General features: G+C 34.4%; 22 protein-coding genes. All 22 read left to right on the forward strand.

The window, feature by feature from the left end:
* The first annotated feature begins 706 nt into the window (after window positions 1–706).
* The 22 genes from SLW70_RS16120 (at window position 707) to SLW70_RS16225 (ending at window position 25393) form a co-directional block, all read left to right on the forward strand.
* The gene (locus tag SLW70_RS16120; RefSeq protein WP_320889685.1) at window positions 707–1045 is read left to right on the forward strand and encodes a P-II family nitrogen regulator; all 339 of its coding nucleotides are present in this window, start codon (window positions 707–709) and stop codon (window positions 1043–1045) included.
* A 21-nt stretch (window positions 1046–1066) separates the two neighbouring features.
* Window positions 1067–2299: an ammonium transporter gene (locus SLW70_RS16125; protein ID WP_320889686.1), complete on the forward strand. Its 1233-nt coding sequence runs from the start codon at window positions 1067–1069 to the stop codon at window positions 2297–2299.
* A 184-nt stretch (window positions 2300–2483) separates the two neighbouring features.
* The gene (locus tag SLW70_RS16130; RefSeq protein WP_320889688.1) at window positions 2484–2744 is read left to right on the forward strand and encodes a heavy-metal-associated domain-containing protein; all 261 of its coding nucleotides are present in this window, start codon (window positions 2484–2486) and stop codon (window positions 2742–2744) included.
* Between the two features lie 137 nt (window positions 2745–2881).
* Entirely contained in the window at window positions 2882–3214 is a 333-nt protein-coding gene (locus tag SLW70_RS16135; protein ID WP_320889690.1) for a metalloregulator ArsR/SmtB family transcription factor, read from the forward strand.
* Between the two features lie 70 nt (window positions 3215–3284).
* A complete protein-coding gene (locus tag SLW70_RS16140; RefSeq protein WP_320889692.1) occupies window positions 3285–3746 on the forward strand; it encodes a DUF6428 family protein in 462 nt (153 codons plus the stop codon).
* A gap of 26 nt (window positions 3747–3772) precedes the next feature.
* Complete coding sequence (locus tag SLW70_RS16145) at window positions 3773–4405, forward strand: protein-tyrosine-phosphatase (RefSeq protein ID WP_320889694.1); 633 nt, start codon at window positions 3773–3775, stop codon at window positions 4403–4405.
* A 189-nt stretch (window positions 4406–4594) separates the two neighbouring features.
* Window positions 4595–5668 (forward strand): ACR3 family arsenite efflux transporter, encoded by a 1074-nt coding sequence (gene arsB, locus SLW70_RS16150; RefSeq protein WP_320889696.1) that lies wholly within the window; start codon window positions 4595–4597, stop codon window positions 5666–5668.
* Window positions 5669–5963: 295 nt separating this feature from the next.
* A complete protein-coding gene (gene nirB / locus SLW70_RS16155; protein ID WP_320889697.1) occupies window positions 5964–8471 on the forward strand; it encodes a nitrite reductase large subunit NirB in 2508 nt (835 codons plus the stop codon).
* Between the two features lie 98 nt (window positions 8472–8569).
* The gene (gene nirD / locus SLW70_RS16160) at window positions 8570–8947 is read left to right on the forward strand and encodes a nitrite reductase small subunit NirD (protein WP_320889698.1); all 378 of its coding nucleotides are present in this window, start codon (window positions 8570–8572) and stop codon (window positions 8945–8947) included.
* Window positions 8948–8982: 35 nt separating this feature from the next.
* On the forward strand, window positions 8983–9570 hold the full coding sequence (locus tag SLW70_RS16165; RefSeq protein ID WP_320889699.1) for a DUF4202 domain-containing protein: 588 nt from the start codon (window positions 8983–8985) through the stop codon (window positions 9568–9570).
* 4 nt (window positions 9571–9574) lie between these two features.
* Complete coding sequence (locus tag SLW70_RS16170; protein WP_320889700.1) at window positions 9575–11383, forward strand: ATP-binding protein; 1809 nt, start codon at window positions 9575–9577, stop codon at window positions 11381–11383.
* Between the two features lie 199 nt (window positions 11384–11582).
* Window positions 11583–12239: a response regulator transcription factor gene (locus SLW70_RS16175; protein ID WP_320889701.1), complete on the forward strand. Its 657-nt coding sequence runs from the start codon at window positions 11583–11585 to the stop codon at window positions 12237–12239.
* 452 nt (window positions 12240–12691) lie between these two features.
* Window positions 12692–14170 carry an MFS transporter gene (locus SLW70_RS16180; RefSeq protein WP_320889703.1) on the forward strand — a complete coding sequence of 493 codons (1479 nt, stop codon included), beginning with the start codon at window positions 12692–12694 and terminating at the stop codon, window positions 14168–14170.
* A 450-nt stretch (window positions 14171–14620) separates the two neighbouring features.
* Complete coding sequence (locus tag SLW70_RS16185) at window positions 14621–15325, forward strand: Crp/Fnr family transcriptional regulator (protein ID WP_320889704.1); 705 nt, start codon at window positions 14621–14623, stop codon at window positions 15323–15325.
* 653 nt (window positions 15326–15978) lie between these two features.
* A complete protein-coding gene (locus tag SLW70_RS16190) occupies window positions 15979–17244 on the forward strand; it encodes an alginate export family protein (RefSeq protein ID WP_320889705.1) in 1266 nt (421 codons plus the stop codon).
* A gap of 26 nt (window positions 17245–17270) precedes the next feature.
* The gene (locus SLW70_RS16195; protein WP_320889706.1) at window positions 17271–18650 is read left to right on the forward strand and encodes a CmpA/NrtA family ABC transporter substrate-binding protein; all 1380 of its coding nucleotides are present in this window, start codon (window positions 17271–17273) and stop codon (window positions 18648–18650) included.
* A 240-nt stretch (window positions 18651–18890) separates the two neighbouring features.
* Window positions 18891–19979 (forward strand): ABC transporter permease, encoded by a 1089-nt coding sequence (locus tag SLW70_RS16200; RefSeq protein ID WP_320889707.1) that lies wholly within the window; start codon window positions 18891–18893, stop codon window positions 19977–19979.
* Between the two features lie 94 nt (window positions 19980–20073).
* Window positions 20074–20913, forward strand: a complete 840-nt coding sequence (locus tag SLW70_RS16205; RefSeq protein WP_320889709.1) for an ABC transporter ATP-binding protein — start codon at window positions 20074–20076, stop codon at window positions 20911–20913.
* A 345-nt stretch (window positions 20914–21258) separates the two neighbouring features.
* Window positions 21259–22080: an ABC transporter ATP-binding protein gene (locus SLW70_RS16210; protein WP_414458232.1), complete on the forward strand. Its 822-nt coding sequence runs from the start codon at window positions 21259–21261 to the stop codon at window positions 22078–22080.
* 412 nt (window positions 22081–22492) lie between these two features.
* Window positions 22493–23107 carry a WG repeat-containing protein gene (locus SLW70_RS16215; RefSeq protein ID WP_320889710.1) on the forward strand — a complete coding sequence of 205 codons (615 nt, stop codon included), beginning with the start codon at window positions 22493–22495 and terminating at the stop codon, window positions 23105–23107.
* A 592-nt stretch (window positions 23108–23699) separates the two neighbouring features.
* Complete coding sequence (locus tag SLW70_RS16220) at window positions 23700–24245, forward strand: dihydrofolate reductase family protein (RefSeq protein WP_320889711.1); 546 nt, start codon at window positions 23700–23702, stop codon at window positions 24243–24245.
* Between the two features lie 578 nt (window positions 24246–24823).
* Complete coding sequence (locus SLW70_RS16225; RefSeq protein ID WP_320889712.1) at window positions 24824–25393, forward strand: Crp/Fnr family transcriptional regulator; 570 nt, start codon at window positions 24824–24826, stop codon at window positions 25391–25393.
* Window positions 25394–25450 lie beyond the last annotated feature (57 nt).

A 25450-nucleotide genomic window follows, 5' to 3' on the forward strand; every position in this document is an offset into this window, starting at 1 on the left:
ATAGTCCTGAATTAAAAAAAATAACCCTCTGATTACTAACATAAATCAGATCATCTATTCAAATTTATTATCTAATTATATGCACTTGGTTTTATATTCAAAATTAAAATCATCATTATATTATGATTTTTTAAAAGAATACAACACCTCCCTCCCTTTTATATTGAAACTTAAGCAAATGTATTGCAAGTATTGATATAATTCAATAAAAAAATAAAAATATAATCTACAATACAACTATTGTAAGATAGATTCTTACTTCTAAAGTTTTTTATAGGATTAAAAACCCTAACAATACTCTCTCCTTAAATAAAACTTCAATTTCACAACGCAAACCACAACACCCCCTTAAAAAACAACCAAAAATCAAAAATGAATCAAAAAAATCAAATAAAACTAGATTTATTATCAATTACAAAAGACAAGACGCATAAATAAATAGGGGTAAATAAAAAATACCTCATTATTGAAATGATAATTTTTATCAAATAAAACTAATAATTACATATTATTTTTTGCCAATTTTCAAATATTAATAATTCGGCTCAAAATTTAACAAATAGTCCATCATTTCCTATTTCACTTTGAAAAAAGTTAATAAATTCGCTAAAAATAATTGAAAAATTAACAATAAAGCAATAACTGACACAACGCTTTATTACCAAAAAAAGAAATAGTAACCCTTAATTTCAAAAACAAATCAAACATGAAAAAAATTGAAGCAACAATTAGAAAATCTAAATTTTCTGATGTAAAAAAAGCATTACATGCGGTAGGAGTAAATTTCTTCACTTATTGGGATGTAACTGGATTAGGAAACGAAAAACAAGGCCATGTATACCGTGGTGTATCGTATAGCACGAGCGATATCCAAAGGAGACATCTATCTATAGTTGTAAACGATGATTTTGAACAAGCAACAATAAAAGCAATTTTAGAAGCAGGTTCTACAGGACATGTAGGAGACGGAAAAATATTCGTTTCAGAAGTTACTGAAGCTTACAGAATCCGTACAGGTGAAAAAGGCGGAGATACATTAAATTAATAAAACACAAATAATACAACTATGGATACAGGATTATTAACAACAAACAACGTATGGATGATGCTATGTACAGCATTAGTATTTTTCATGCACTTAGGATTTTCATTTTTAGAAATCGGTTTAACGAGACAAAAAAATACAATTAACATCTTATTTAAAAACTTATTTATTATTTGTATTGGATTACTATTATACTGCTTAGTAGGATTCAATCTTATGTACCCTGGAGACTTTAACGGCTTCTTAGGATTTGCAGGTTTTGGCTTAGACGCACCTCTTAAAGATGGCGCCTTGGATTTAGCATACAACGAAGGCTATACTTATTGGACAGACTTCTTGTTCCAAGGAATGTTTGCTGCGACAGCTGCTACAATCGTTTCTGGAGCTGTTGCTGAAAGAATCAAAATTAACTCATTCATGATTTTTGCTATCATCTACGTAGGATTAGTATACCCAATCGCAGGTTCATGGAAATGGGGTGGTGGATTCCTAGACGAAATGGGATTTTATGACTTCGCAGGATCTACTTTAGTTCACTCAGTAGGTGGATGGGCTGCTCTTATAGCTATTTGGTTATTAGGCTCACGTATTGGTAAATTTGACGAAAACGGAAAACCAAAAGTTATTCCTGGTCACAACATGCCTTTGGCTACAGGTGGTGTATTGGTTTTATGGTTAGGATGGTTTGGTTTTAATGGAGGTTCTGTACTTTCAGCTGACCCAGCTTTAACTTCACTAACATTAGTTACAACTTGTTTAGCTGCAGCAGCAGGTGGAGTTGCCGCTTTCATGTTCTCTCAATTTTTATACAAAAATCTTGATCTAACCATGTTCCTTAACGGTGTTCTTGCAGGATTAGTTGGTATCACAGCGGGTGCTGACCAAATGGGACCAACAGACTCAATCCTTATTGGAATTATCGCTGGTATATTAGTTGTTTTAGCAGTAGCTTTAGTAGACAAATTAAGACTTGACGACCCTGTTGGAGCAGTTGCAGTACACTTAGTATGCGGTATCTGGGGAACTCTTGCTGTAGGTATCTTTGGAGCAATGGCAAGTGTTGATCAATTTTTAATTCAATTAACTGGTGTAGCTGCCATTGGAGCTTTCTGCGTAATCACTTCTTTTATCATATTAATTGTTATCAAGAAAACAATTGGACTTAGAGTAACTAAAGAAGAGGAAATCGAAGGTTTAGATGAGCACGAACACGGAATGAGCGCTTACCCTGACTATAGAATGAACGACAACTAGTCGATATTCATATTACATTATAGAAAACCTGTTCGGAATTCCCGAACAGGTTTTTTTATTGCCTTTATTTTGCAATCATAAAAAACAAACCCAATTATAATCATTTAACAGATAAAATGATTAAATTTAAAGAACTAAACACACTATGCCATAAAAACATTCAAAAACCAAAAAAAATAACATCATGAGCATTATAACAAACAACATCATCCCAGGCAATCACGGGCGGGTTTTCGGGACAAATGCAAAAGAAGATGTAGACCTTGAAACAATTGAAACCAAACTATTGGAAATAGACGGAATAAAAGAGGTCGCAATTAATAAAAATATTTTTCCAAGGGAGTTCACCGTTTACTCTACTAAAATCATCGATATTCGTGAGGTTGAAACCAAAGTAAAATCTGCGGGATTTCACGCTATTCCTAAAGAAAATTTGGATATCTAATTACAAACACCCATCTATCTTTAGACTAAAAAAACAAAAGAATTACAACTATATCAACCCCTTAAATTAAAATAAATAGTTAAATATTTTTTATTCTAACTTTTTATATCGTAATATTGCAATATAAATATATCGCAATGGGAACTACTAAGACAGAACACTTTACAGACCAACAAAACGAACTAGCTACTTTAACCAAGGCCATTGGTCATCCAGCCAGAATAGCTATTATCCAACACCTCATAAAAGTAAACAGTTGCATCTGTGGCGACATAGTTAACGAACTACCCCTATCACAACCTACTGTTTCCCAGCACTTAAAAGAATTAAAAAATGCTGGGTTAATCAAGGGGAGTTTAGACGGAAATACCATGTGCTACTGTCTTGACGAAGAAGGGTTTTCTAAAATAAAAGGTTTTTTCCAAATCGTAAACCAATATTTAGAAAACAAGAAAAATCAATGTTGTTAAAAATAAATTCCAAATAAAAAAATTCCAAATTCCAATAATCTCATCACTTAAAAAAAAAAAAAAAAAAATCATGAAACTATCTGAAATCAAACAAAAGCTAGTATCAACCGAAACGGTAACCTTTATTTTACCAAATGGTGATACTGTTCCTGAACACTTTCACGTAACAGAAATTGGATTAATCACCAAAAATTTCATCGATTGTGGAGGAACAATTAGAAAAGAAACAGTTGTGAATTTCCAACTTTGGAATGCTAATGACACTGAACACAGATTAAAACCACAAAGACTGTTAAATATCATCAAACTTTCTGAAACAGCTTTAGGCATCGAAGATCACGAGATTGAAGTTGAGTACCAAACTGAAACCATTGGCAAGTATGACCTAGATTTTGATGGTAAAAACTTTTTACTACGCAATAAACAAACAGCCTGCCTAGCCGAAGACCAATGTGGACTTCCTAAAGAAAAAAAAGAAACAAATCCCGATACTCAAACCAGCTGTTGCGCCCCTGGAGGTAACTGTTGCTAATTAATTCTATAATAAAACTAAAAAATATGATCACAACTAAGCCTACATTATTTACAGCTATTGACAAACTAATAAACAGTTTGAATGTTGATAGCATTACTGAAGAACGCAAAATAACACTTCAACCTCTTGTGGATTACATCCAAACCAAAGTTAACAATCAGCAAGAAATAAGACTCAACTTGATATGTACCCACAATTCTAGAAGAAGTCACTTATCTCAAATCTGGGCACAAACGGCCGCTCATCATTTCAATATTAAAAATGTATTCTGTTACTCAGGAGGAACTGAAGCCACAGCAATGTTTCCGATGGTTGCCAAAACACTAACCAATCAAGGATTCCAAATCAAAGCACTTTCAGAAGCTTCCAACCCAATTTACAGTGTAAAATACTCAGAGAACGAACATCCTATCATTTGTTTTTCAAAAACATTTGACGATAGTTTTAACCCACAAGCAGAATTCGCAGCTATTATGACCTGTTCGAATGCCGATGTTGGTTGTCCGTTTATCGCTGGTGCCGAAAAGAGAATACCAATTACTTTTGAAGATCCAAAAGCATTCGACAACACCCCGCAACAAGCTGAAAAATATGAAGAAAGAAGCTTGCAAATCGCCACTGAAATGTTTTATGTTTTTTCTAAAATAACACTCTAAAATTTTTAAACATATAAGTCATATAAGATTTATTGAAATGCTTTATAAAAGTAAAAAAATAAGAATATTTGAGTTTTTAAAACATTAAGAAATTAAGCTTCATCAAGATTTCTAACAATAACCATTTAAGTCATATAAGTTTAAAATTCTTTTTCAAACTTAAATGACTTATACGTTAAATAATAAAATATGTCCGCTAACAATTGTACACCTACACTGAACCGAAAAAAACTTGGATTTCTAGACAACTACTTAACACTTTGGATTTTCATCGCCATGTTCATTGGTGTTTCGATTGGCTATTTAATCCCTTCAAGCAGCAATTTCATAAATTCATTTTCATCGGGAACAACAAACATTCCTTTGGCTATTGGATTAATATTAATGATGTACCCACCTTTGGCAAAAGTGAAATACGAACAAATGGGCGAAGTGTTTAAAAACACAAAAATTCTTGGCGCTTCCTTATTACTCAATTGGATTATTGGCCCTATATTAATGTTTGCATTAGCTCTACTACTACTCAATGGCTATCCTGAATACATGATTGGCGTTATCTTAATAGGACTAGCGCGTTGTATCGCCATGGTTGTTGTTTGGAATGATTTAGCCAAAGGAAACCGAGAATATGCAGCAGGACTTATTGCTCTAAATAGTATTTTTCAAGTACTATTATACAGCATATATGCCTACCTTTTCATTACGATACTCCCTCCCTATTTTGGATATAATGGCTTTGAAGTAAATATTAGTATTGGTCAAATAGCAGAAAGTGTTGGGATTTATTTAGGAATTCCTTTTACATTAGGCATCATTAGCCGATACACTCTAATTGCTACCAAAGGAGAAGATTGGTTTCAAAACAAATTTGTTCCATTTATCTCACCCATTACGCTAATTGCTTTACTTTTCACTATTATTTTGATGTTTAGCTTGAAAGGTGAATTAATAGTTGAAATCCCAATGGACGTTATCCGAATTGCTATTCCACTGATAATTTACTTCAGCATTATGTTCGTCATCAGTTTTTTTACTGGAAAGTATTTTGGTGCTGATTACTCAAAAGCAACCGCCATAGCTTTTACAGCCACTGGTAATAATTTCGAATTAGCCATTGCAGTTTCCATTGGTGTTTTTGGCATCAATAGCGGACAAGCATTTGCAGGCGTAATAGGTCCTTTAGTCGAGGTTCCTGCACTAATAGCATTGGTAAACTTAGCCTTTTGGTTCCAAAAAAAGTACTACAGCAACCAAAAAACCTAAGTAAAAACAAAAAAAACTAAGTATACAAAAAACACCTAAAGTAACTTCTAGGTGTTTTTTTACGTATAAATCGCAGGAAAAAATATGCTAAAAAACAGCAACCCCCCACCAAAAAACAAAATAATTACAAAAATAAAACTCTAAATTGATTATATTTTGATTAAAAAAATAAACAAAATACATTTTATCCCCTCGTTTTTCATTAATCCACAATAAATATCAAAAAGTTGTCAAAGAATCAACTTAATTAAGTATAACTACGTATATTTGCTACGTAATACTTAATAATGATATTATGATTAAAATAATAGTAGTCGGAAACGGCATGGTGGGATACAAATTTTGCGAAAAATTTATATCAAAATCTGGACAGGAAAAATATCAAATTACCGTATTTGGTGAAGAACCAAGACGCGCTTATGATCGTGTTCACCTAAGTGAATACTTTACAGGAAAAACAGCTGACGATTTATCAATGTCGACTGCCAACTGGTACGAAGAGAATAATATCATTTTAAATACTTCTGAGTTAGTTACCGATATTCATAAAGAAACTAAGACTATAACGACTCATCTTGAAAAAACTCATACTTACGACTACTTAGTTCTAGCAACTGGTTCAGCTGCTTTTGTACCTCCTATTGATGGAGTAGAAAAAGAAGGTGTTTTTGTTTACAGAACCATCGAAGATCTTGACGCTATTATGGCATATGCCAAAAAAATAAAACAAAACGGCGCAACAGAAGCAGCTGTACTAGGTGGAGGTTTATTAGGTCTTGAAGCAGCTAAAGCGGTACGTGACCTAGGATTAAATCCACATGTAGTAGAATTTGCTCCTCGATTAATGCCAAGACAATTAGACAAAGGTGCTAGTAATATGCTTCGTTCAAAAATCGAAGAATTAAACATTAAAATCCACCTAAGTAAATCTACTCAATTCATCGATGGTGAAGAGGAGATTACAGGAATGATGTTTGAAGAAGAAGAATTGCTAAAAGTAGACATGTTAGTAATTTCTGCAGGTATTAAACCTCGTGATGAACTAGGAAAAGCTTGCGGTCTAGAAGTTGGCGTAAGAGGCGGTATCGTGGTTAACAACAAAATGCAAACCTCAGATCCTTCGATTTTTGCCATTGGAGAAGTAGCTCTTTACAATCACATGATTTATGGTTTAGTAGCTCCAGGTTACGAAATGGCCGATGTAGCTGCTGAACAAATTCTAGAAGGAGACAAAACAATGAGAGAGACAATTGATATGTCTACTCAATTGAAGTTAATCGGTGTGGAAGTAGCTAGTTTTGGAGACCCATTTATCGAGCACCAAGACGGAACACCTATTATATATGAAAACAAAGTAAGCGGAATCTACAAAAGAATCAATATCTCAAAAGACGGAACCAAACTTCTTGGAGGTATCTTAGTAGGAGATTCTAGCGATTACAATACCCTATTCCAAATTTATAGCAACGGAATGGCTATCCCTAAAAACCCTGAAGATTTAATTTTAGGAGCAAGAGGTGGCGAAGCATCTGCTATAGGAAGTGCAATGGATTTACCGGATACTGCTGTAATTTGTTCTTGTGAAAATGTTACAAAAGGAGCTATCTGTTGTTCTATCACTGACGGTACTTGCGAAACTTTTGGTGATGTTGCCAAATTAACCAAAGCCACTTCAGGTTGTGGAGGTTGTAAACCAATGGTAGTTGACTTAGTAAAAGCAGCACAAAAATCATTAGGTAAAGAAGTAAAAGATACCGTTTGTGAACACTTTGCTTACACTCGTCAAGAATTATACGATATTGTAAAAATCAACAAATTCACCAATCACAATGAAGTTCTAGGAACTGTTGGAAAAGGAGATGGTTGCGAAGTTTGTCGCCCTGTATTATCTTCTATCTTCTCTAGTATCTATAACGACACAGCCAACAAACACGTTACTTCACAAGATTCAAATGATAGATTCTTAGCTAATATTCAACGTAACGGAACCTACTCAGTTGTTCCAAGAATGGCTGGTGGTGAAGTAACTGCCGAAAAATTAATCGCTATTGGTGAAGTTGCCAAAGAATACGGTTTATACACTAAAATTACAGGTGCACAACGTGTGGATTTATTTGGTGCCGAACTAAATGATTTACCTGCAATTTGGAAAAAATTAATCGATAATGGTTTTGAAAGTGGACACGCTTACGGAAAATCATTAAGAGCTGTAAAAAGTTGTGTAGGTAATGCTTGGTGTCGTTACGGAATGGACGACAGTACAACATTAGCTATCGAATTAGAAAACCGTTACAGAGGAATCCGTTCTCCACACAAATTAAAAGGAGGAGTTTCTGCTTGTATTCGTGAATGCGCCGAGGCAAGAGGAAAAGACTTTGGAGTGATTGCTGTTGAAGGTGGTTGGAACTTATACATCTGTGGAAACGGTGGAGCGAATCCAAAACATGCAGTTCTTTTAGCTGAAACAATCGACAAAGAAACTGTGTTCAAATACATGGATCGTTTCCTAATGTACTACATCCGTACGGCAGGACCATTAGTTAGAACTTCTACTTGGTTAGAAAAACTAGAAGGTGGTATTGATTATTTAAAAGATGTGGTTATCAATGACAGTTTAGGAATCAATGAAACTCTTGAAGCTGAGATGCAACAATTAGTGGACACTTTCGAATGCGAATGGAAACAAGCAATTGAAGACCCTGAAATGATGAAACGTTTTAGTCATTTTACCAACTCTGACGACCGTGATGACAATATCGAATACATCCCACTTAGAGACCAAAAAATGCCTAAAGCTTGGTAATCCCAACAAACAAAAGAATTCAAAAATAGTAAACACAACCTTTCCAATCTCAACTCCTGACAAAAGGAGTTGAGTAGAGGAAATCAAAAATAGTAAACATGGAAAACGTACTAACTCAATACCAATCAGTTGCTCTAAACGATGTTAAAGTATGGTTCAAAGCAGGAAAAACTTCAGATTTCCCAGCTGATGGTGGCGGATGTGTTAAATACAAAAACAAACAAATCGCCGTAATCAATTTCGAAAGAAGAAATGAATGGTATGCTTGTCAAAATGTATGTCCTCATAAAATGGAAATGGTACTATCAAGAGGAATGATTGGTTCTGCAGAAGACACACCTAAAATTGCTTGTCCTATCCATAAAAAAACTTTTTCATTAAAAGACGGAAGCAATTTAAGTGGTGACGATTTAAAAATCGCTACTTATCCAGTAAAAATCGTTGAAGGTGAAGTATTGATTGGGTTTATTGAATAAATATGTATCTTTGAAGTATCCTAAAAATACTCCAAATGACTACAACACCTTTTCAAAAAGCCAGCCAATGGATTGATGCCGAAAACGCTCAAGACCCTAATATAGAAATTCACGAATCCATAAGTCATCCAAAAGAACTATTATACTCTAATAGAATGTTTGATAGACTTATGGATTTTTGTCCTTCTGCCTCAGAAGAAGTCCAAATTGCAGCCAAAGCCCAACATATTTGCCGTTGGAAAATCGCACGAGAATCCTACCCTATGGATCGCGTTGGTTATTTAAGATGGAGAGAAGAATTGAAAAAATTTCACGCAAAACTAACTGCTGAAATTCTAGAAAAAGCAGGATACGACCAAAGTTTTATCGACAGAGTTTGTTTTCTGATTGAAAAAAAACTACTCAAAAAAGACGCCGAAACACAATTACTAGAAGACGTCATTTGCTTAGTATTCTTAGAATATTACCTAGAGCCATTTGTTGAAAAACACGACAAAGAGAAATTAAAAAATATCATCCTAAAAACTTGGAATAAAATGTCTGAAAAAGGACACCAAGCGGCTTTAAAAATCAATTATAGCCCAGCAAATTTAGACTTGATAAAAGAAGCTCTCGGATTGTAAAAATATGAAAAAAGACACCTCAGAAACAGCGAATAGCCTCAACTTCAAAAAGCTAAAACAGCGCTATATTTTTGCCTTAGTCACTATTGCTATTACAGTAATTTTAAGCCAAATGTTAATCCAATACAACATTAACACCCAGCTTAATGACTCTCGGTTAATAAACATCTCTGGAAAACAAAGAATGTTAAGCCAAAAATTAGTCAAAGAGATTTTGATACTGAATGCTGTTTCTGATGCTCCCAAAACAAAGCAACAAATTTTCAACATAAAAGAAACTCTATCTATTTGGCAATCCACACAAATAGCTTTGCAAAACGGAGATGATAATCTTCAATTCCCAAAAGAGCAAACCAAAGAACTCAAACAACTATACATCAATATTAGCCCAAATTTCGACACCATAGTTTCAACTACAAACGAAATTTTAAACCAGCACAAACTAAGCGGAAGCCCTATACGTAAACCGCAACTAATTCAAACAGTATTAGACAACCAAGTCATTTTTCTAAAAAAAATGAACCAAATTGTAGGGCAATATGAAAAAGAAGCGTTTTACAAAGTAACCCTTCAGCGCAATACTGAATATGGTATTTTATTTTTCACCCTACTCGTTTTACTACTCGAACTACAGTTCATTTTTAAGCCTACTAATAAAAAAATAGAACAGCTTATCTCTAAACTTTTAGTTTCAGAAAAAAAAGCACTCAAATTAGCATACGACACCGAAATTATTAGCGAACAAAAAGAGAACTCCGTTAAAGAGCTCAAATCTTTGAATTATGCTATGGAAAATACATTATTGTATTGCCGAATTTCGAATGACGGAAGCATTATCCATATAGGAGATAAATTTGCAAAACTCATCAATTATAGTAGTTTTCATGCCGACAAGAAATTCTCCGAAGCACTTACTTCTATTGAAAAAGAACAACTCTTTATAGACCGTATTATAAAAGAGAAACAAAAAAGTGGATGGCAAGGCGAACTTAAAATCACTAATCCAAACAACGAACCACTTTGGCTTGACCTCTCTATGATACCCGTTACTATTCGAAAGGAAGAATCGGAATTACTAATCATTTGTTTTGATATTACCATCCGTAAAACAGCCGAACAAGAAGTCGAAAGACTAAATGCTGAAAATATAGCTGAAAAAATAAACCAACAAAAAATTATCTCTAGCAAAATTGTAGAAAACCAAGAAAACGAACAAAACAGAATTGCTAGAGAAATTCATGACGGAATTGGACAAATGTTAACAGGCTTGAAATTTAGCCTTGAAAGCATCAACTTAGACGACAAAGAAAAGTCTGCTCAAAAAATTGAATACCTAAAGAAACTGTCACTCGACATCATCAAAGGTGTACGTACCGCTACTTTCAATTTGATGCCACCCGAATTAAGCGATCATGGTATCGTTTCCTCATTAGGGAAATTGACACTAGAACTATCCAAACTTACTGGGAAAAACATTCTTTTTTACAACAAAAGTGACTTTGACCAAAGATTAGATTCTTTAATCGAAATCAACCTTTACCGTTTGACTCAAGAAGCCATCAACAATGCTATAAAATATGCCGAATCTACGCATATCATTGTACAACTTACACATAGCCCAACCTTACTAAGTGTTACAATAGACGATAATGGAAAAGGATTTGACGTTTCCAAAGCTGAGAAAAACAAAACGAGCGAATCAGGAATGGGATTGCTATTTATGAAAGAACGAATTCAATACATTAACGGTCGTATCTTTTTTAATTCTATTCCAGGAGAAGGAACACGAATTACCTTTAATATTCCTATTTAGAATATTCAGTGTAAAAAAAACTGACACAAATTACACGAATTACCACAAATCATAGGTGCTTCAAAATTAAATTCCACAAATCTCAGCTGATTATTTCCGTTTCGTATAGTACGTGAAAAAATATTCAAATAATTACGTATATTGCACATTATTTTAGTGTTTAATACGTAACACATCCTTAATTAATCTTAAGTAAATTATGAGCAATATCATTCGAGTAGTTCTAGCAGACGACCATGTATTCGTAAGAGACGGAGTAAAATCCTTGTTAGAATCGGAAGAAAATATCGTCGTTGTTGGAGAAGCTACTGACGGTCAAGAAGCTTTAACAGTGGTAGAAGAGCACAAACCAGATTTATTAATCATCGATATTAGAATGCCTCATCTTACAGGAATCGAGGTGGTGGACAAGCTACGTAAAGCAAACAATTTTGTCAAAACAATTGTTTTATCGATGCATGATTCCGAAGAATACGTGCTTAAATCAATTAATGCAGGTGCTGACGGATACTTACTAAAAGGATCTAGTAAAGAAGAATTCTTAAAAGCACTACATACTGTTACTAATGGAGGTAAGTATTTCACAGGAGACATTTCATCTATCTTAATCAATCAATTATCTAATCCATCTGCGGTTGAAGCAAAAAGTACGATGGCAGAAGAATTAACGATAACCAAAAGAGAAAAAGAAATTTTAAAGCTTTTACTCTCAGGCAAAGGAAACAAAGAAATTGCCGAAACCTTAGACATCAGTAAACGTACAGCCGAAGTACACCGCTTTAATCTGATGAAAAAACTAAAAGTCAAAAACCTAATGGAGCTCTCAAATAAAGCTACAGAATATTCATTAATATAAAAAAACATCATTCTTAAAAACCGCTAATTGATAAATTAGCGTTTTTTTTATACTTAGATCACAACCTACAATCAAGCTTTCACTACGTAGACTTAGTCTCAGTACAAGTCAGAATTACTTATCCCCAAAAAACAATATATAAAGAGCTATACTTTATCAAATAGAGCTAATTGAAAATCCCAATTAAAATTACAAACAAAATCTAGAGTGTATCTCAACTACTCACTATACAATTACTAAAAGCAAGACTTTAGGCTAACCCAAAAGCCTACCAAAAACAGAAAACTATTCCTTTTAATCAAAAATATCGCTAGATTTTATGCTTTTCATAAAAAGCATTACTTAAATCAAAGAATATTCAAAAATTACGTATATCAACTAAATTACCTAAATTAAAATACGTATTAATACGTAACTATACTTATATTTGTAAAAAAATAAATCAAGTATATATGGAAAATACTAGTTCATTATCAAAATCACATAGAATGTTATTTCTTAACACCTTGGCTTTCACAGTATGCTTTGCATGTTGGACGCTAAATGGTGTACTAGTTACTTACTTAGTAGACAAAGGAATTTTCAACTGGAGCGTTGTTCAAGTTGGATGGCTACTTGGAATTCCAATTTTAACAGGTTCCATCATGCGTTTACCTATTGGTATTTTAACAGATAAATACGGCGGAAAATATGTTTTCGCCACCTTACTTCTCCTTTGCTCTATTCCACTTTTCCTTTTACCATTAGCCGATAGCTTTTTCATGTTTGCTATCTTAAGCTTTTTATTTGGAATGGTCGGAACCAGTTTTGCTGTTGGTATTGGATACACTTCAATTTTTTATCCAAAAGAATGGCAAGGTAGAGCATTGGGGATTTTTGGAATGGGAAATGCAGGAGCAGCAATAACAACCTTTTTGGCTCCCTCATTACTTAACCATTTCTCTATTGAAGATCCTCAAAACGGCTGGAAACTACTACCTATCGCCTATGGAGTAACCTTATTAGTAATAGGAATATTATTCATCTTATTTGCTGAAAATAAAAAATTAGAAAAATCAAACCGTACCATACCTCAAATGTTAACGACTCTAAAAAGTCCACGTGTTTGGCGTTTTGGAGCCTACTATTTCTTAGTATTCGGTTGTTTTGTAGCTTACTCACAATGGCTACTACCTAACTTCATGAACGTATACAGCACTAGTCTTGTAATGGGTGGAATGTTTGCTACTATGTTCAGTTTGCCATCTGGTGTGATTCGTGCTTTTGGTGGTTATTTATCAGATAAATTTGGTGCTCGAACTGTAATGTATTGGGTACTAAGTTCCTCAGTAGTATTAAGCTTTTTATTGATGATCCCAAAAATGGAAATTAAAACTGCTGGACCTGGAGTAATGTCTGGTAAAAAAGGAATCGTAACAGCAGTATCCCCAACTAATGTTAGAGTAGACGATAAAGACTTTCCTATTGATGCTAAACCTGAAGCAATATCCGAAGGCAATATTTTCCCAACTAAATCCTCTTGGCAAAAAGTGATTGTCACTCAAAATCAAGAAGTGAACAAAAAAGAATTACTTGCCAAAGGTATTACCAGAATCAATTTTGACGCTAACATGTGGGTATATCTAGTTTTAGTTATCTTAATTGGTATATCATGGGGAATCGGAAAAGCAGCTGTTTATAAGCACATCCCTGAATATTTCCCTACTGAGATAGGAGTTGTAGGTGGTATGGTTGGATTACTAGGTGGTCTAGGAGGATTTTTTGGTCCAATCATCTTTAGTTACCTACTAACCACAACAGGAATATGGTCAAGTTCATGGATATTTGTATTATTATTCTCTGCCATTTGTTTAATCTGGATGCATATTACCATCACCAATATGATGAATGAAAAACAACCAGCAATGGCTAAAGAAATTGAAAAAAAATAACACAATACGACGCTAATTCCATCCAGAATTAGAACAAAAACTTTTTTTTTTGCTGTCTTGAAATTCGTTTCGGGCAGCTTTTTTCTTTTTATAAGGAACTGAACATGCTACTTATCAAAATTACTCACTTCGGCTGTCCGAAGCACTTCCAGGCATACAGGTAAATTTCATGCATATGTTATCACCACACAAGAAAACACTACACCACACAAGAGAATGCTACTACAATCAAGGCTAAACCAGAAGTTTTTAATTCATAACAACATCACAAACCTCATATTAAAAATCCCATATAAATTTCCTAAAAAATTTATCTAATAATTAGAAACCAATCCTCTTATTACCAAATCCTTAATTCGACTCAAGATTGGTATTCTTTAGTGATAAAACTAAGTATATGTACGTAATTTTAGCTAATTTTGTTATTGTATAATCTAAATCAGATATATCATGAATCGCATCCATACCGACTGTACAAGCTGTATCAATACAAGTTGTTTCATCAAAAAACATTTACACCTAGAAAAGATGCAAGATTTTATTTTGCAAAAAAATACTTTTCCATGTAAAAAAGGACAGCAATTCATGATTGAAGGAGCACCAACACAAGGATTATATTTTCTTCAAAAAGGAAAAGTAAAAATCTTAAAAACAGGAATTTACGGTCGTGAACAAATTGTACGTTTAGCACAAGAAGGAGACACCATTGGATTTAGAGGTTTCGGGACAAGCAACCGCTACTTAATTGGAGCTTCCGCCCTTGAAGATACCGTACTGTGTAATTTTAGTAACGAAATCATGCAGGAAATTCTAAAAACCATACCAGAATTCACCTATGACATGATGCTTTTTTATGCACAAGAGCTTAATAAAAGTGAGAACAGAGTTAAAAAAATTGCCCAAATGAATGTTCGAGAACGCGTTATCGATACCTTATTGCATTTGTTTAAAAAATTCGGACAAACCAACCACCTCATCAACGTTAATCTTAGCCGAAAAGAAATCGCCGACTTCGCTGGAACTACAGACGAACAAGTAACTAGAATTTTTTCAAGCCTTAAAAAAGAAGGATTGATCAATATTGTAGGTAAAAAAATCAGTCTGTTAGAAATCCCTAAACTACAAGCTGAAATCGCGGAACACCGTCAGTTTTAGTATCCATACGGTAAAAGGATACACGGATGGCACGGATATAATTTCCTTCTTTATGTTTTGATTGTCTTTAAAACACAGATTTTCACAGATTTTATTCGCGCTCTAGCGATGAAATCAATACATTTATTCTTAGTGTCTTTACGTGGAACATTAAATGATAAAAAGGAACGCGGATGACGCGGATCAAAATACTCTCTTTGTGTTTTGATTTTCTTAAAAAACACCGATTTACACGGATTTTATTCGTCCCCTAGCGATAACGTAAATACAATTATTCTATTCTTTAGTTCCTTGGCGTCTTTTCGACAAAATAATTCTATTTACTCTTAGCGGCTTAGCGCCTTGGCGGTAAAAATATTCTGTTTAATCTGTGTCATCAGTGTCCCATTTCTCAAAAACCTCCCTTTTACGTAAGTAAAAACAAACCCTCTCTTTTCTCTCTTAGTACGTAATACGTATTTACAAAACCCCTAAAAACAACAGTTTACAAGCATTTTATGCGAAAACACATGTTTTAAAACACCTTAAGTCTGTTTTAAACAAGGGTTAAAAACCTTTTTTTTGATGCTAATTACAGTAGGCTTAAGTAAATATACGTACGTACATTTGTCCTGTAGATCATTAGAAAAAAACAAATATTAAAATCAATCATTATGAAGTTACTTAAAACAATTTCTTTTAGCTTATTAGGTTTAATTACCGCTAGTACGTATGCACAAGAGTTTAGCTCTGACATTCAAATTAGACCTCGTTACGAATATACTAACGGTTTTGGTACTTTACTAACTCCTACCACTGAACATACTTCATTTATAGGAAACCGTACAAGAGTAAACTTCAATTATGGAGACGCCAAATTAAAAATGAAAGTAGCGTTGCAAAACGTACGCACATGGGGAGCAGTAAACAACCTTACAGGAGGTATTTCAAATGCAACGAATAGTTTTGTGTTATTTGAAGGATGGGCACAATATAGTTTTTCAGACAAATGGAGTACCAAAGTAGGACGTCAACCATTATCATACGATAATCAAAGAATCCTTGGAGGTTTAGATTGGGCAAATCAAGGACGTAGTTTTGATGCCGCTTTAATAAAATTCAAAGGAGCAAAAAGTCAATTAGATTTAGGATTTGCTTTAAATGCTGATTCAGAAGCAAAAGTTGCCCCAGCAACGCCTTTTGCAACCGATTTCAAAGACATGCAATATGCTTGGTACCACACCAACATCAAAAAATTAGGAGTTAGTTTCCTAGCCTTAAACTTAGGAAGAGAGTATTTAAAAACACCTTCTGAAATAGAGACTAATTACTCTCAAACATTAGGTTCTTATGCTAATTATGCTGGTAAAAAAGTAACTTTTGACTTTAGTTTATACGGACAAACAGGTAAAATTGGTAAAAATGAAGTTTCAGCATGGGAAACAGCAGCTAATTTAGGCTATGCTTTTACACCAAAATTCAAAGCTACTTTAGGATATGAATTCTTATCTGGTAAAGATCAAACATCAACTTCAACAGTGGTGAAATCATTCAACCCTATATTTGGTACCAACCACGCTTTCAATGGTTTTATGGATTACTTCTACGTAGGAAACCACGGTGGATCAGTAGGATTACAAGACCTTACACTGAAACTAGATTTCCCTATCAAAAAAGTAAACTTATCTGTTGCTCCTCATTTATTTTACGCTGCAAACGAATTGGCTGCAACGGATGATAAATACTTAGGAACAGAACTAGACATCACAGCTGTTTACAAAGTGTACAAAGACATCACTCTAGTGGCTGGATACTCTCAAATGTTTGCTTCAGATTCAATGGTTGCTCTTAAAGGCGGTACAGGTCTGAACGATACTACAAACAACTGGGCGTATGTGATGGTAAACATCAACCCACAAATCTTTTCAAGCAAAAAATAATTAGGAAACAATAAAACAAAAACAATATGAAAAAACTAATTTTTAAAATATCCTTACTTGCCATAACCGCTGTTAGTGTTATGAGCTGTAAAAAAGACGCAAAAAAAGAAGGTAGCACTGAAGCCGATACTACTACGGCTTCAAAAACCGAAAAATTAGCCTTAGAGAAACCACAGGTAACTTTAGGATTTATCAAATTGACCGATATGGCACCATTGGCCATAGCCAAAGAAAAAGGATTCTTTGAAGACGAAGGTTTATTTGTAACACTTGAGGCGCAATCCAACTGGAAAAACGTTTTGGACCGTGTGATTGACGAACAAATTGATGGTTCGCACATGCTAGCAGGTCAACCGATAGCAGCAGCTGTTGGTTTTGGAAGACAGGCCAAATTAGTAACTACTTTCTCAATGGACTTAAACGGAAATGCCATTACAGTTTCTAACGATGTTTGGTCAAAAATGAAACCTTCATTACCATTGAAAGACGGAAAACCAGTGCACCCTATTAGTGCTAGTGCCTTACTTCCTGTAATCAAAGAATACAAAAATGCCAACAAGCCCTTCAAAATGGGTATGGTATTCCCAGTATCAACACACAACTACCAATTAAGATATTGGTTAGCTGCTGGAGGAATTAACCCTGGAATGTACACGAAAGACAACGTACAAGGGATGATCAATGCAGAGGCATTACTTTCTGTAACACCTCCACCACAAATGCCAGCGACTCTTGAAGCAGGAACCATCAACGGATACTGTGTAGGAGAACCTTGGAACCAACAAGCGGTTGCTAAAGGTATTGGAGTTCCAGTAATTACGTCAAATGACATTTGGAAAAACCACCCTGAAAAAGTATTCGTAATGACGAAAGCTTTTGTGGAGAAAAATCCAAATACTGCAATTGCGATTACTAAAGCTTTAATTAGAGCAGGTAAATGGTTAGATGATCCAAAAAACAGAGCTGAAGCTGTAAAAATCTTATCTAGTCCAGCTTATGTTGGTGCTGATGAAGTAGTTTTAGGAAACTCAATGACAGGTACTTTCGAATATGAAAAAGGAGACAAGCGTGACGAACCAAACTTTAATGTGTTCTTTAACAACAACGCTACTTACCCTTTCTACTCTGACGGAATCTGGTACATGACTCAAATGAGACGTTGGGGACAAATTACTGAAGCACAACCAGCAGAATGGTATGCATCAAAAATCAAAGAAGTTTACAAACCTGAAATTTGGACTAAAGCAGCTGAATTGTTAGTTAAAGAAGGAAACTTAGATCAAGCAGATATTCCTACTACCGATGGTTACAAACCAGCTACAACCGAATTCATCGACGGATTGAGTTATGATGGTAAAAAACCATTAGAATACATCAAAAGCATGAAAATTGGTAACAAAAATTAAATAATTACTATAGTTGAGGATGCTACTCCAGCATCCTCACTATTATAAAACTTCATAGTAAGCATAGGCTATGTATCACTACAACAATTGAAACGTTTTTTACTAGTTACAGAAACTATTTCCAGATTCTGCACTGAGCAAAGACGAACTGTGTTAAAAAAACTTTAGTAAATCGCTACTACTCTTTTTACTAATTAAAACCTTTTACAAAACCATTACCAACAAACAAAATACAAAGCAATGAAAGCATTAACAATAAAAACGGTCAAATTTATGGGTTTGGGTTATTTAGAACCACTCATCCGATTGACCACAGGTGAAGAAGTTAAAAAAAATGCAATAGAAACAGGAAAAAGAATTCTATTACCCTTATTCTCAGTGGTACTTTTTCTTCTTTTATGGCAATCATTTTCGAACTATTTAGGAAATGTTGAATCCCAAATCAAAATTGAAAAAGCACTGAAAGACCAAGGTCCTGAAGCCGCTAAGCGATTAGAAGATTGTATTGCCTCAGGTGATATTAGTTGCAGACCAAACTCCTTACCTTCACCTATAATGGTGTATGATGCACTAGGAAAATTATGGGATGATCACTTAATCATGGCCGCTAAAAAAGCCGATTTTATTGCGCAATACGAATCGCTAAATGCAGAAAGAGTCGCTAAAGGAGAAACCGAAATCGTTTATACGGGTCGTCCTTCTTTTGTGGACCAAATCATAACGAGTTTAAAAACCGTATTTGCTGGATTTTTATTATCTATCGTTATTGCTGTTCCTTTCGGAATTGTATTAGGATTGAGTAATACGTTGCGTACGTCATTCAACTGGATTGTACAAATTTTTAAACCCGTTTCACCAGTTGTTTGGTTGTTATTGGTTTCGATGATTGTAAAGACCATTTTGACCAATGTAGATGTCGAAAAATCATTTGTGATTTCGTTCATCAGTGTGGGGTTATGTTCTATGTGGGCTACTTTAGTAAACACCAGCGTAGGAGTATCTTCTGTAGATAAAGACTTTATGAATGTTGCCAAAGTATTACAATTAGGCACTTTCAAAAAAATATTCAAAATCATACTTCCATCATCATTCCCAATGATTTTTACAGGATTACGTATCACGCTTTCTGTAGCTTGGATGGTATTGATTGCGATTGAATTATTAGCACAAAGCCCTGGTTTAGGTTCGTTTGTATGGGAAGAATTCCAAAACGGTTCTAGCGATTCCAACTCTAAAATCATTGTTGCCATGTTCATCATTGGTATCATCGGATTTATGTTGGACAGAATCATGATGATTTTCCAAAAATTACTAACGTTTACTGATTAATTTATTTGAAGAGACTTAGAGGCTAAGGCACTAAGAGACTAAGAACCTCAGTGCCTGAGCAACTCAGAACCTCAGAACCTAAAAAAGAAAAATCATGGCTTATCTAGAACTCAAAAATGTTTATAAATCCTATGGTGAAGGTAAAAACAAAACCGAGGTATTATCAAACATCAACTTAAAAATAGAAGAAGGCGAATTTGTAGCCATCGTAGGTTTTACTGGAAGCGGAAAAACTACTTTGGTCAACTTAATAGCCGGATTAATCGAACCCGATTCGGGAGAAATTCTTTTCAAAGGGCAACCCATTTCAGGAACCAGCCACGAACGTGGTATTATTTTCCAAAACTACTCTTTATTGCCTTGGCTAACGGTTTATGACAACATTGCGATGGCTGTGAGAGCTGTTTTCCCCAATTGGAGCGCTAAGGAAATAGACGATCAAGTGAAAAGTTATATCGAAAAAGTAAACCTTTCGCATGCGATTCATAAAAAACCAAGAGAACTTTCAGGCGGGATGCGTCAGCGTGTGGCAGTAGCGAGAGCTTTAGCCATGAAACCCGAATTGATTTTGATGGACGAACCGCTAGGAGCACTTGATGCTTTGACCAGAGGGAATCTGCAAGAAGAAATTTTATCGATTTGGAGCGAAGACAAACGCACCGCTTTATTGATTACTAATGATGTGGACGAAGGTGTTTTCATGGCCGATAGAGTGATTCCATTGCGACCAGGACCCAAAGCGACTTTAGGACCACAATTCGACATCAACATCGAACGTCCCCGTGACAAAGTTGCCATGAACCACGATGATAATTTCAAGAAATTACGAAACAAAATCATTGAGTATTTAATGGAAATAGGACAAGAAAGAACCGCAGGATTAGAAGTCCCAGAATACGAATTACCGGATTTAGTTCCTATGAAATTTGATTGATTTTTTTGGAACACAGATTTCACAGAATGACAGAGATTATCCTTTGTAGTTAAAAAAATTGAAACACATAGATTCATAGATTTTTTTTGAACTTAAAAAAGCGTTTCACTGAAATAGCTATCATAGACTTGACTTGATTTAAGCAACGGATTAATTTTAATTAACTTCAATTTCTATCAGTGAAAATTATTTAAATTTCTCAAATCTGTGTTCCAAAAAAAAGAATCCTTAGTTCAACAAGTTGAATACACATAGCACTATCAGTCCTATGTGTGTTAAACAACTAAAATACAAACTAAGAAATCTAGGATTCTAAGTGTTTCAAAAAAATAAAAAACAGAAAACATGACAGACACACAACTACACACACAAGATATAGCAAGAGACGCACTCGGTTTCGAAAAATACATGCTCGAATTATCGAATCTTACCAAAGTCTATCCTACCCCAAATGGCGACTTTGTAGTACTCGAAAATTTGAACCTCAAAATCAAAGAAGGCGAATTTGTTTCCATCATCGGGCATTCCGGTTGTGGAAAAACAACGTTGCTATCGATGATTGCAGGACTCAATCCAATTACAAGCGGTGAAATCATCTTGGACGGAACCCCTATTTCAGGACCAGGACCAGACCGTGGCGTTATCTTTCAGTCCCCAAGCCTATTGCCTTGGATGAGTGCACTCGAAAACGTACAATTGGGAGTAGACAAAGTTTTTGCTTTTGCTACCAAAAAACAACGCGAAGACATTTGCAAATATTACTTGAGTAAAGTAGGTCTCGACGGTGCTTTTGACAAAAAAGCCAAAGACCTTTCCCAAGGAATGAAACAACGTGTAGGAATCGCCAGAGCCTTGGCCTTGAAACCCCAGGTATTACTTTTGGACGAACCTTTCGGAATGTTGGATTCCCTAACCCGTGGCGAATTGCAAGACGTATTACTAGAAGTTTTAGACAAAGAAAAAACAACAGGAATCATGATTACCCACGATGTCGATGAATCGATTTTCCTTGCCGACAGAGTCATCATGATGACCTCAGGTCCAAGAGCTCAAATAGGCGACATCCTCGATATCACCTACGATCGCCCCCGCAACCGTAAAGCCATCTTAGAGCACGAAACCTATTACGCCAACAGGGAACACCTCATCAACTTCCTTGAACATTAATATTTTGCCTCAAATCTATTCATTCCAAAATCGAACAGCTACCTACGCTCGTTCGATTTTTTTTTGAGCAGAATGTCTGGTTTCCAAAACAAGCTCTTCTCCTGCTCTCGCCTTTATCTTTTTATTTTGTCAAGCTGAGCCTGTCGAAGCCTTTTTCAAACAGCAAAATCATGCTGAGTTAACCCGAGTTCTAAAAACAAAATAAAAAGGATACCGGCTCCATCAGGGCTAAAAATCACGTTTTGTTTTCATAATATCATTTAGCAAAATATCTTACAAATACTATTTTCTTTTACTCCGTTGTAAGAAAAAAAGAATATATTTGAGTTTAAATAAAGTCTGACTCGTCAAAGCTATATACTAGTTGGTAATAATACGACAAAAAAAATCGGAAATTCAAAAAATAAATAAAATGAAATACACCTTTTTATTAATACTTCTAACATTCTTTTCAAATGCTATTGGACAAAAGAAATTTAGAATAAAAGTTGAAGATACTGACAATTGGAAATCGATTTATTACATAGTTGATGAAAAAGGAGAGGCTATAAAAAAACTTGATAGTGCTAAATATTATATGTCATTCAATGGAAATGGCTACCAAAGTTTTGCTATTTTCGGCATAAAAGGTAAAAGTGGCTGGTCAGCAATTGATATAAACGAAGAGATTTTATTTAAAGTTTACAATCAAGGTGATGAAATTAATCCAGATAATTTGATTGAAAATAAAATACGAATTGTTGATGAAAATGATAAAATTGGCTTTGCTGACAATAACGGAAAAATTATAATAAAACCTCAATTTGAAATTGCAACTACTTTTCATAAAGGAAAGGCTATTATTGGAGAAAACTGTGATAAAATTCCTTGGGAAGAACACGCAAAAGAAGAAGATTGCCACCATTATTCTATTGAATGTAAAAAACACGGTTTTATAAACCAGAATGGAGAGATTTTGCAAATTGGAAACTTTAGTTTTGAAGAAATACAGAAGAAAATAAAATGGAAAGAACCAGAACTATATTAGTACTACCCGCGCTCCCCTGCTCCCCGGTCTCCGAAGAGTACAAAACATTATTCTAACTGCTGCGCAAATGTCTCTGACTTTGCGCAATTTTTTTTGTTTATAAAAAACGAAATCGCCCCAAAGTCTCCTGACTTTTGCAAAAAATATTTTCAAAATCCATAAAAAGGAACAAATCATAGACAACCTTTGTAGAGTTACTTACGGAGTTCCCTCCTATCGTCGGGAAGACAAAATTGGGGTTACGAGACTTGAAATTTGGTGAATCTTTGTGTTTTTTCTTAGTGTATCTTTGTGAAACAAATAAATTTACAACGAAGACAAAATTGGGGTTACAAGGCTTGAAACTTGGTGAATCTTTGTGTTTTTTCTTAATGTATCTTAGTGAAACAAATAACTTTATAGGGAAGATAAGATTAAGAGGCTTAAACTTGATGTGTTTACCACTCCCCGAAGTATACCTAATCTTAATATAGCCACTTTGAAAATTTCTAAAATGTTGCGCAGTTTTTTAAGATATTCTTAAATTTTCGTGTTTTTCAATGGAAACATTCTAGTCTTCTGTTAGTTCGTAAAGCCTTAAAAAGTAAAAAGTATGAGAAAAATTATAGCAGCACTAAACCTCACTATTGACGGCTTTTGCGACCATACTGCTGGCATACCAGATGCCGAAATGCACCAGCATTACACTGATTTGTTAAATCAAGCCGATGTAATTTTATACGGAAGAACTACATTTGAACTAATGAAATTTTGGCAGGCCTATATCGAAAAGCCTTCGGGAGAAAAAGCTATGGTTGAATTTGCGCAAGCTATTGATAATATTCACAAAATTGTATTTTCAACCACCATGAAAAATGTAGATTGGGAAAGCGCAAGCTTAGCCAACCAAACTATTGAACAAGTGATTTCAGAATTAAAGCAACAGTCTGGAGGCCCTATTTTAATTGGTAGCCGAAGTTTGATTTTGCAGTTGACAAATCTTAATTTGATTGACGAATACCAATTGTGTATTCATCCAGTTGTCATTGGTAACGGGTTACCACTTTTTGACAAAATAAAAGAAAGAACGGTTTTTAAATTGTTAAACATCAAAATATTCGCCTCTGGTGCAGTAATTCATTATTACCGACAACTATAAGAGCATGATTCCGCTCTACGAAGAGTACAAAACTTTGTTCTAACTGCTGCGCAAATGTCTTTGACTTTGCGCAATTTTAATAAGTTGTTATAAACGAAAACGTTCAAAAAGTCTCCTGACTTTTGCAAAAAATATTTTCAAAACCCATAAAAAGGAACAAATCATAGACAACCTTTGTAGAGTTACTTACGGAGTTCCCTCCTATCGTCGGGAAGACAAAATTGGGGATACAAGGCTTGAAACTTGGTGTTTCCAACGCTAGCAAACGAAAAATATCATAAAGTTAAACGCATTTTATGTCATTTCGACGAAGGAGAAATCACATACCATTTGCAACTAGTGCAGACGATTTTTAAAATTTCGCAAAGTCAGGAGATTTTGCAAAGCAACGCAAAATAGTATCTTCTAACCCCAAAAATTTGAAAAAAAACACCATCTAATTGCGAGGAACTCCAGAAATATGCTGTATATTAAACATACACCTTTTCTTGCCAACAATAAAATTATTTACTTATATTTGATTGAAATAAATGTTAGTTTTTTCACAGACTGACGTTATATAGCATTAACACACAACAATGAAAAATCTAATTAATTACATCCAATCAAAAATTGCTTTAACTCAAAACGATATTGATTTGATCAAAAATCATTTCGTTTCAGAAGAAGTTCCAGCTCAAACTAATCTTTTAGAAGCAGGAAAAGTGGAACGATATATTTATTTCTTAGATACAGGAATTGTAAAAGGATATCAAAATATTGACGGAAAGATTGTCGTACAACATCTTGTATCAGAACAAGATTTTTTCACATCTCTAGATAGTTTTATGACAGAAACACCATCATTAGATTATTATGAAACTATCACAGAGTCGAGAGTTCTAAAAATATCAAAACCTGATTTTGATATTTTACAAAAAGAAACAAAGTTTTGGGCAATATTTGTCAAAGAAGTAACCAACGAACATTTAAGTTGCAAATTAGAACGTGTTAAAGATTTTCAAATATTAACTGCAAAAGAACGTTATCTAAAATTTGTAAATCAGTATCCAAAATTAGCTTTGAATGTATCTATTGACAATATCGCTTCTTTTTTAGGAATGGAACCCCAATCTTTAAGTCGTATCAGAAAACAAATCGCTTTCTAACAAATGTTATTTCTAAGCTCTTAAAAGCTATCGAAATTTGCTCAAATAAAATTTAAA

It is taken from the genome of Flavobacterium sp. NG2 (assembly GCF_034119845.1).
Taxonomy (GTDB): Bacteria; Bacteroidota; Bacteroidia; order Flavobacteriales; family Flavobacteriaceae; genus Flavobacterium.